A 9,727-nucleotide genomic window follows, 5' to 3' on the forward strand; every position below is an offset into this window, starting at 1 on the left:
AATTTTTGCAGTGACATATCACTAACTCCAACAATTAACGCTAGAAAAATAACGACAATCCCAAACGCGATTCGAGATTGGTAATGGTTTTACTTTCACCAAACAATTCATGTTTAAAGCTGTGGCCGCGCATACTTAAATCCAGCGCCAACCAATCGGTAGTATAAAAACGCAGGCCGGCACCGAAATTGGTAGTGAAATAATCCTTCGCAGCAAAATCGGTATTGCCTGCACCGGCAACTATGTAAAAATGATTATTGAAGGTCCACTTGTCAGAAATAAAAACCTGTCCGTGCAAAAAATTGTAGCCGAGTGAAATATTGTAATAACTCAAATCGCGCTCATCATCGGTAAGCAACTCCACACCGCCACTCAATAACTCATAGCTGGTTTTTTCGGTTTTGCTCATACCGTAAGCCGCTTCAACAAAAAAGTCCTCCGTGATGTGGTAGGCAAATGTAATTCCCACTACATCGTTGGTACCGAAATCTTCAATACTAAGCAGTCCATAAAAGATGCCCATTTCAAAGTTTTCACTGTCCAGATCATCTTCTTTTATTGTGCGGCGCTTGATATCGGGAGTAATGATTTGCTCCAACTCATCGTCATCACTGGAGCCGTCATCCTGCGCGTAAGCACTGCTGTTAATACCAGTTAAACCCAGTAGCAGTGCGCTTAGAAAAAGACGTTGAATCCAACTTTCCATTCATTAACCTCGTCATTGGTATTGCGGCTGGTGATTATGTAGTGATTGGTGTATTCCACCCGCAGAAAAAAACGGCCAGTAATATGGACGTATGTGCCCAAACTGGCCTGCAATAAATTGTCTTCACGATCTTCAGTTTGCACCAGTGTTGAACTGGGATAGGTGTTGATAGTGCCACCACCGATACTTAAAAAAGGTGATGCGCGCAGCTCTGGAAATGGCTGGAATAAAATACCGCCGGCAATAATTTGGCTGTCAGAAAACTGCCCGGTATTTTCGGCGTAGCGCAACTCCGCAGATAAATTTTTGGTGAAGCGATACCCTATATTCATGGTCAGGCTATCGGCACCGGCAAAATCGCCATAAGCCGCCCCCATTTCAAACCGATCAACCAAATAATCAGCTTGTTTGCTATCAGGAAATTCTGGTTTGCTGCCATCAAGCGCGAGGGTGAACTCCATATCGTCGCGCTTGATCCAGCCGACAATTCCACGCCTGGTTTTAATTTTGATCCATTCAGTGCGGCTTTTTAACAGCGTGATAATTTCTTCGCGCTCGACTACATGGAAAATCGGATAGCCGCGCCCCGGGCCGGAGTAGACATTGATAAATGCTTCATCAACGCTGACCTGGAGTGGCTCTTGCGCAACAAACCAATTACTGAACCAACCCTGCGCCAGAACCGGTTGCCCCGCCAGCAGTAAACAACTCGCGAACAGACGCCCGATCAACGAAGAGATGCGCGAGTGTTTTTGTTGTTGTGATGCGCCGAAAATCGTCATTGAAAATCAATCTACCGAGTCAAAAGGATTGTTGTAATAAGCCGCGCGAATATCCAGCCATTCCGATAATAATTTCAGCTCGCTGTTATTGAGCCAGCCGCGATGATCGACAGTATCCGTTGCCGCATCAAAATTGGCAAAGCGATTAAAAAATCTGGCGCTGGCACGGGCGCCACCGGTGGACATGGAGGGCGACACACCAATCTGGCGGGTAAGGGGAATTGGATTGCCGTCGGCATCCAACACCAACACCAATTCCACTACGCCCAGCTCATCGGTGACCTCCTGCTGCACAAAAGGACAATCCACTACACCTTCACAGGTGGGGTTGCCATCGAGATCCAATGTGACCGCACATTCGGGAATCGCATCTTCATCCACGACAAATTCGCATACCGGAATATTGTCAGTGAGACCCGCCATATCATCGGTGAGAATTTGGCGTAAATCCGCACTGAGCAGTTCGCGATAGGCAGTCATATGATCATTGTTTATATCCGACGGCTGATTGGTCAACTCTAGCTGACCTGCCGGAACCTGCACAAGCGAGTTGCCATTGGCATCGGTAGTATTGCGACTATGACAACCAATACACTGGCGCTCTACAGTGTCAATTATACGACTGCGCTCCCATAGCGGTTGGATATGGGTTTCGTAATTGATGATGATGCGGCACAGACTGCTCCAGCCATCCGGATCAACGCAAGCTTCAGCTGTGGGAGCATGAATTTGCGCGGGATCTTCAGCGAGCGCGCTGTAACGATACTCAAAACTGGCGTCTTTAGCGCGCACAGCCGTGTCCGTCCACTCATCATTGAAGACGATATCCACACTCGGCTGGCGCTGGGCAACAGGGGCACAGCTTGCAGGATTGCCAGGGGTTTCACAGAAGGTGGACCGGGTGGCAAATTCCGCCATAGTCTCGCCCATGCTGGGTGTAATCGGTGTACCTAAAGCGTCAAAGCGGATGGTATTGAGAAACTGTATGCCGCTAGTTGCCGCCCCCTGATTGAGCGCCACAGCTTCCGCACCGGCACGACCATGAGCCACATCATTCTGGTTGTTGTGGCAGCCGTTGCATTCGCGCACTTCACCGGGGCGCAGTTGTAACCAGTTATTGTGCAAAGGGCTGATGCGACGACCATTGGCGTCGAGGACTTCGATAGTAAAAGCGACATCCGCTGGCACTTTCACTTTTACCGAGCCATCCGGTTCGATGGGCGCGTAGCCGAGAATCTCACGCATCACCCCGCCACTCACACCAAAGGCAGTACCTTCAAAATCGAGTGTATCGTTGTCGGGCATGGAAACCGCTTTGATAAGGCGCAAAAAGCGTGCTGGCCGCTGGGAAGCCGGCGCTGCTGCCATAGCGGCAAGGTTCGCGGGGGCGTTATTAAAACCGTAGCGGCCGAAAACCCCATCGACGTCATAAACACTGCGGATATGCAGCACCCCCACTGCCTCCTGCGCTAATTGGGTGTCCACCTCAGAGCGAAAATAGGTCGGTGGAGTAATTTTTTCGAGCGAGACTGCATCGGTATACATCACGCCGGCTTTGGCCAGAACTACTGGTTGCTGAGTTTGTTGGGCAATGTTGTAAATCCAAATACCGTAAAAAGGCTCAGCCTCTGCAATGTCGGGGATAGCGAGATTCGCCTCGGTACAGGGCAATAAGCGCTCGATCACCGGCTCTTGCAATCTGCATTGACTCCAACTCACTAGCAGACGGTTAGTGCCGTCGTACAAAGGATAGAGCGAGGCAAAACGTCCATGCGCCGAGATTTCACCCTCGCCCTCACGGATATTCACCGGCAATATAGAGATACGTTCCTGCCCGGCCGCACTTATTCCCGTCGCGCCAGGCACTGGCCGGTTGTTTTCACTAAAACCGGCGCCGTCAATCACCACCATATCGCCGCCAAGCAAGGCGCCGCTGGGCTTAAGGATCGCGGCGATTCGACCATCAGGCATGGTGTTGAGGTTAAATAAACGCGGCGTAGTCTGGGTATCGTCGTCCGGATTTTCATTCAGGCTATTGTGGCCGTAATAAATCTGGCTATTGGTGCCATCGGGATTGACGGTATAGAAGCTGAGATTGTTATTCCCTAGCCTGTCCCAACGCATATAAAACACACGACCATCAGGCAACAAGCCCGGCTGTATATCGTGGCTCTGGTTATAGGTGATTTGTTGGATATCAGTGCCATCATCCTTCATGGTGTGCAGTACGTAAGCAGGTTCATTACGGTCGCTATCAATACCGGCGATGTACTGGGGTTTGCCGTCATCCAACAAAATCGCTTTACTGCGCGTCTGGCGCGTGGACGCAAAGAGAATGCGACCATCGGTGAGATAGCGAGGAGAAATATCTTGCCCAGCTTCAGCCACTATATCGGCGCTGATAATCCCCCCCAGAACCTTACTCTCCAACTGGTATTCCCAGATATTCCAACTGGGCTGATCCTCTTCATCAGCCCCTTCAATCTCCGGCGCACGCATGGCAAAAATCAACTTTTGTCCATCCGGATGTACAGAAATATCTTTAACATCGTAAAGCGGCCCGTCGGGGAAATCTTCAACCGGAAAATCTTCCAGTGGGAAAGCGGCGGAGCTGATATCCACCGCCGCCGCTTGGGCAGTAGCGCGCGCTTTAATAAAGAGTTTGGCCCCAGGATTAAATGCCGCCGGCTCAAACACATCGGGAAACACCGGCTCGCCGTCCTCATCCAGCGGAATCGGGCGCTCTATGTAGGCGATAGGTAAATCCACCACCACCGGATCAGGCTGTTGCCCGCCGCCATTGCTCCCGCCACCGCTACCACCGCCGCAGGAACTCAATCCCGGTAACAGCACCAACAAACTGGCAGCCAATAAAAAGCGCTGGCGAAGAAGAGACTCGCAGAGATTCATAACATTTGCCTTATATCGCACTGGCTTATACCCCTTTTGGGACGAGGTCAGCCGGCTGCACCGGATGAGGTTGATGGGGAAAGTTATAGTCGCTCTTGCCAATAAAGATAGCCAACAGCGCCGGTGCAGATAATTGTCAGGCAAACCTGTGCGCCATTCTCTCGATTTAATCACGAAAGACGGTGAAATCCATTGGTAAGTGCGACTGATACCACCCCTCGTCTGCGCGCCACCGCACCGATATAGGTTGATCTAAGCGCCTGTCTTGTAGATCTGTGATTAAGTAGGCAAAGGCTTACTCTAATTAGGCACATGTTTCATCCCAAGCGCTGACTATAATCTGATTCTTCTCTACCTAAAAAGATTGCCCTGTTGGTAAATCAGCCAGGCAACCAGAACTCTTTGGGAGCAACCGTGAACAACCTATTTTACCTGCCGCCCCACACCGGGTCGTCCAAGGGAAGTCCTTTGTTATCGAGCCTTATGGCACGGTTCGCAACAGGCCTTCTCGTTTTCACTATCAGCGCCTCCCTCGCTCAGGCGGGCTCGCGCGAACAGGCCGTACAAATCCACAACCGCGTTGCCGGAGTGCCGCCTTCGGAAGCAGTGCTGCTGCAAATGGCGGCACAGATAGATGCAGGCCAAGTTGCTGAAGCGGTAAAAATCGCCATGAGTAACGAGTCCTTTTACAGCGTCACCCTGAAAAATATGGCGACACCCTGGACCAACCGCGACCAGACGGTGTTCGCCCCGCTCAATGATTACACTGCCACAGTTATCGGTCTGGTGCGCGACGATGCTGACTTCCGCACTGCACTTTACGATGATGTGATTTACACCAGCAACGCCAATGGTCTACCTGCCTACTCCAATAGCAACAACGACCACTACCAAGCGCTGGAAAATCAGGGCATCAGCTTGAAAGACACGCTGGTGCGCCGTACCCAATCGACAGTAAACGGGCTCCCTGCCTCGGCTACCTCCGGCATTATCACCAGCCGCGCTGCCGCCAAAGCCTTTTTTATCGCAGGCACCAATCGCGCCATGTTCCGTTTTACCTTGGTCAACCATCTTTGCCGCGACCTCGAGCAAGTGCACGACACCTCACTGGTGCCGGACTTTATCCGCCAGGATGTAAGCCGCAGCCCCGGCGGCGATAGCCGTGTGTTCCTCAACAACTGCATCGGTTGCCACAACGGCATGGACCCTATGGCCAAAGCCTACGCCTATTACGATTACGAATTCGATATCGCTGCCGATCCGGAAGGCGTGAATGGCGCAATCCACTACAACACCGAGGGGGTTATCGACCCGGACACCAACAGCCGCGTTGAAAAGAAATACCGAATCAACAGCTCCACCTTTAAACCCGGTTATGTGACCACCAACGATGATTGGCAAAACTACTGGCGCAAAGGCCAGAATAGTCACCTCGGCTGGGCGTGGAATTCACCCGCGCTGACCGGCATGGGCAGCGGCGCTAAAAGCATGAATATGGAGCTGGCACACTCCAAGGCTTTCGCCAGTTGCCAGGTAGAAAAAGTGTTCCAAAACGTGTGCCTGCGCAAACCAGGCGATGCCACCGATAGAGCCAAGGTCGAGGAATTTACCCAGAACTTTGCCGCCAATAACTACCAGTTGAAGCAGGTGTTTATCGACACCGCCAACTACTGCAAAGGCCAATAGGGGAGATGACCGTGAATAGCATTCAGTTAAGCTCCATTTTGCAGTTACGCACCAGCTTATTGCTTATCGCTTTACTGGCCACATTAGTTGGCTGTGGCTCAGGCTCAGGCGCCAAAACCGAACCCAAACCCGACAACAACACCGGAAATGGTGGCGGCGATGATTTCAGCTATAAAGGCAGCAACCCTGCTTCTACCGCCGACATCACCAAATTCCAGAACAATCTGTGGATTAATATCGCTCGTGAAAGCCGCTGCGGCGGCTGTCACACACAAGGTAAACAAGCACCGGAATTTGCCCGTGGCGACGACATCAACCTCGCTTACGCCGCCGTAATCGATAATGGTTTAGTCAGTCTCGGCAACCCGGCGCAGTCGCGCCTGGTCACCAAGGTTGCGGCTGGGCATAACTGCTGGCTCGCCGATCCAGTTGCCTGTGGCGATATCATGACCACCTGGATCACCGCTTGGGCCGGCAATACCGGCACCACCGCCAACAGCGTGGTGCTTACTCCACCCGCCGAAAAAGACCTGAGCAGCAGTAAGGTATTCCCCGATAGCCCCGCAGCCTTCTCAACGACTGTGTATCCGGTGCTGACCGAATACTGCTCACAGTGCCATAGCGAAAGCGCGATCACTCGCCAGCAACCTTATTTCGCCAGCAGCCGGGTCGAGGCCGCTTACGAGGCCGCCAAAACCCGCATGCGCCTGGACAACCCCGCTGCCTCGCGTTTTGTGCAACGCCTGTCATTCGATGGCCACAACTGCTGGAGCAACTGCAGTCAGGATGCCGCCGAAATGCAAGCAGCGATCACTGCCTTTGCTGACACCATAGTTCCGATCACGGTCGATCCAGACCTCGTAATCAGTAAAGCAGTCGGATTGAGCGATGCCTTTGTGGTCACCAGCGGCGGCCGTATCGATACCGATATCATCGCCAAATACGAATTTAAAACCGGCAAAGGCAGCATCGCCTATGACACCGCCGGGGTGGACCCAGTCGCCAACCTCAATTTGATAGGCAATGTGGGCTGGAGCAGTGCCTGGGGCTTGAAATTCAAAGATACCGGCAAGGCGCAAGCCTCTACTGGCGACAGCCGCAAGTTCTACGATTTGCTGCGTGCGGCGGGCGAATATTCCATTGAAGCCTGGGTGATTCCCGACAATGTGGTGCAGGGCGACAATGACAATAACCCCGCACGTATAGTCACCTACTCGGGCAGCAACACTACCCGTAATTTCACCCTCGGCCAGTATGAGTACAACTACAGTTTTATGAACCGCACCTCCATGAGCGATGAAAATGGCCTGGATGAATTAGCCACAGCGGCCAACAAAGAAATTCTGCAAGCCAGCTTGCAACATGTAGTGGTTACCTTTGACCCAATCCGCGGCCGCCGCATTTATGTGAACGGCGAATTTACTGGCGATACTGATCCCGATGCGGGCGCGGTATTAAAAGATTGGGACAGTAGCTTTGCACTCGCGATTGGTAATGATGTGTCCAACAACCGCCCCTGGGCGGGCAGCATTCGCTTCCTCGCCATTCACAAACGCGCCATGAGCGCAGGCGATATCAAAACCAACTTTGATGTGGGCGTAGGTGCAAAATATCTGCTGCTGTTTAACGTCTCGGAATTAGTCGGCACGCCGCTGAGTTTTATCGTGTTTGATGTGCAGCAGTTTGACGATTATGCCTATCTGTTCAGCTCGCCTTTCTTCACCAATCTGGGCGACCAAAAAATAACTGGCGAAGTGGATTTGAAAGGCCTGCGCATCGGCGTTAACGGCACAGAAGCGCCGGTCGGTCAGGTATTTGCCAATTTGGATACCAAAATCAGCGCTGCACAGATGGTTGAAGGCCGCCAAACCCTGTCGACACTCGGTACGATTGTCGAGATGAAACAGGGGCCGGATCAGGACCAGTTTTTCCTCACTTTCGACCAGATCGGCAGCAACACATACAGCCGCGCCGAGGTTGTGGTGCCGCCGCCTGCAACACCGGCAGATATCCCCGGCCAGGCGCATATCGGCCTGCGCAATTTTGCCGAGATCAATGCCACCCTGTCCGCGATGACCGGCGTAAGCAAAACCACCGCCGCAGTGAATACGACCTACACCAAAGTCGAACAGCAATTGCCGACCCTGACCAATATCGAAGGGTTTTTGGCCGCGCAGCAAATGGGGGTGACCCAACTCGCCGTGGCCTACTGCAACGCCTTGGTAAACGATACCAACCTGCGCGCCAGCTACTTCAGCGGTTTTAATTTTGGCGCTGGCGCTGGTACTGCATTTGATGCCACAGGCCGCAGTCAGATTATCGACCCGCTGTTGAAAAACCTGCTGGCAAGCGATATCGCCTCAGGCGGAGCGCTCAGCAATCAGGCCAACCCTACGGAGATCCGTGCTGAGCTGAACCAACTAATCGACCGTATGACCAGTTGTGCGGGAAATAACTCTTGTTCCAGCAACCGCACAGCTACCACCGTCAAAGCTACCTGCGCCGCCGCTATGGGCAGTGCAGTGATGCTGTTGCAGTAACTACCGGAGCAGACACCATGACCAGCAAAAAAACTACCCTGCACCCGGACGCACCGCTCCTGCTCAACAACCACAGCCGCCCGGTCACCCGGCGCGAGCTGGTCTCCCAAGGTTTCCGTGCCGGCACGGCAACGGTATTGGGCGGCTCGATTTTCAGTTTATTCGCCAACCCTCGGGAAGCTGAGGCGGCGCTCTCAGCGGACCTGATTGCCATGCGCAGCGCTTGCGGTATTGCGGCACAGGGCGCAGGCAAGATTCCGTTTATCTGTTTTGATCTCGCGGGAGGCGCTAATATCGCCGGCTCCAATGTATTGATCGGCCAACGCGGCGGCCAACTGGATTTTCTCAGCGCGGGCGGCTACAGCAAACAGGGCCTGCCACTGGCGATGAGCCCGGCCGCCTCCACAGCCGCTAATCCGCTGATCAACAATGAGCTCGGTCTCTCCTTCCATTCAACTAGCGCGATGCTGCGCGGCATTCTGGAAAAAGTCGCCGTGGGCAACCGCGCATTAACTAACGGCGCGGTTATTCCTGCACGCTCGGAGAATGATACCGGCAACAACCCGCACAACCCCATGTACGGCATTAACCGCGCAGGTGCAAACGGTTCGCTGCTGGCCTTGATCGGTTCGCGTGCAAGTGATTCCGGCGGCAACTCCATGGCACCGGCGATGATGATCAACCCCGAAGTGCGCCCCACCAAAGTAGACAACCCGAACGATGTGACCGGCTTGGTCGATGTGGGCGATCTGGTCAGCTTGCTCGACCAGCAAGACACTGTGGCGGTGATGGAATCCATCTACCGCATCAGCGATAAAAAACTCGGCAAGGTCAACACCGGCACCACCAACGACGCAGTGATTAAAGATATGGTGCGCTGCGGCTACGTGAAAAGCGCTGACCTCGCCGACCGTTTCGGCAACCCATCCGCGATTGATCCCGTTGCGGATGCCGATCTGGTCGGTGCAGCAGGAGTGTTCACCCAGAACGAATTTGATGGCGATGGCGAATTCCGCAAAACCGCCTCAGTCGCCAAGCTGGTAATCAACGGTTATGCAGGCGCGGGCACCATCACCATGGGCGGTTACGACTACCACACCGGC

Annotated in this window: 6 protein-coding genes; 3 read left to right on the plus strand and 3 right to left on the minus strand. The window is 53.3% G+C overall.

Annotated features, from left to right (window positions below; genetic code table 11):
• Nucleotides 1-40: 40 nt before the first annotated feature.
• From ACWA6V_RS03760 to ACWA6V_RS03770, 3 genes are read right to left on the minus strand one after another with little or no spacing between them, the layout of a single operon-like run.
• Entirely contained in the window at nt 41-706 is a 666-nt protein-coding gene (locus ACWA6V_RS03760) for an outer membrane beta-barrel domain-containing protein (protein ID WP_449521244.1), read from the minus strand.
• Complete coding sequence (locus ACWA6V_RS03765; RefSeq protein WP_310067647.1) at nt 676-1,488, minus strand: SH3 domain-containing protein; 813 nt, start codon at nt 1,486-1,488, stop codon at nt 676-678. Before ACWA6V_RS03765 ends, ACWA6V_RS03760 begins: the two co-directional genes overlap by 31 nt.
• A gap of 6 nt (nt 1,489-1,494) precedes the next feature.
• Nucleotides 1,495-4,398 (minus strand): HzsA-related protein, encoded by a 2,904-nt coding sequence (locus ACWA6V_RS03770; protein ID WP_449521245.1) that lies wholly within the window; start codon nt 4,396-4,398, stop codon nt 1,495-1,497.
• A gap of 483 nt (nt 4,399-4,881) precedes the next feature.
• Here ACWA6V_RS03770 and ACWA6V_RS03775 point away from each other — a divergent pair, with 483 nt between their 5' ends.
• The 3 genes from ACWA6V_RS03775 to ACWA6V_RS03785 form a co-directional block, all read left to right on the plus strand.
• Nucleotides 4,882-6,084: a hypothetical protein gene (locus tag ACWA6V_RS03775; protein WP_449521255.1), complete on the plus strand. Its 1,203-nt coding sequence runs from the start codon at nt 4,882-4,884 to the stop codon at nt 6,082-6,084.
• 11 nt (nt 6,085-6,095) lie between these two features.
• The gene (locus ACWA6V_RS03780) at nt 6,096-8,624 is read left to right on the plus strand and encodes a LamG domain-containing protein (protein WP_449521246.1); all 2,529 of its coding nucleotides are present in this window, start codon (nt 6,096-6,098) and stop codon (nt 8,622-8,624) included.
• Between the two features lie 17 nt (nt 8,625-8,641).
• A partial coding sequence (locus tag ACWA6V_RS03785) for a hypothetical protein (protein WP_449521247.1) occupies nt 8,642-9,727 on the plus strand: 1,086 nt, incomplete at its 3' end.

Source organism: Cellvibrio sp. (assembly GCF_053579595.1).

Bases quoted from the DNA above. Each gene is read 5' to 3' on its own strand.
- ACWA6V_RS03775 (WP_449521255.1), top strand. From the start codon at position 4,882: ATGGCACGGTTCGCAACAGGCCTTCTCGTTTTCACTATCAGCGCCTCC.
- ACWA6V_RS03765 (WP_310067647.1), bottom strand. From the start codon at position 1,488: ATGACGATTTTCGGCGCATCACAACAACAAAAACACTCGCGCATCTCT.
- ACWA6V_RS03770 (WP_449521245.1), bottom strand. From the start codon at position 4,398: ATGAATCTCTGCGAGTCTCTTCTTCGCCAGCGCTTTTTATTGGCTGCC.
- ACWA6V_RS03760 (WP_449521244.1), bottom strand. From the start codon at position 706: ATGGAAAGTTGGATTCAACGTCTTTTTCTAAGCGCACTGCTACTGGGT.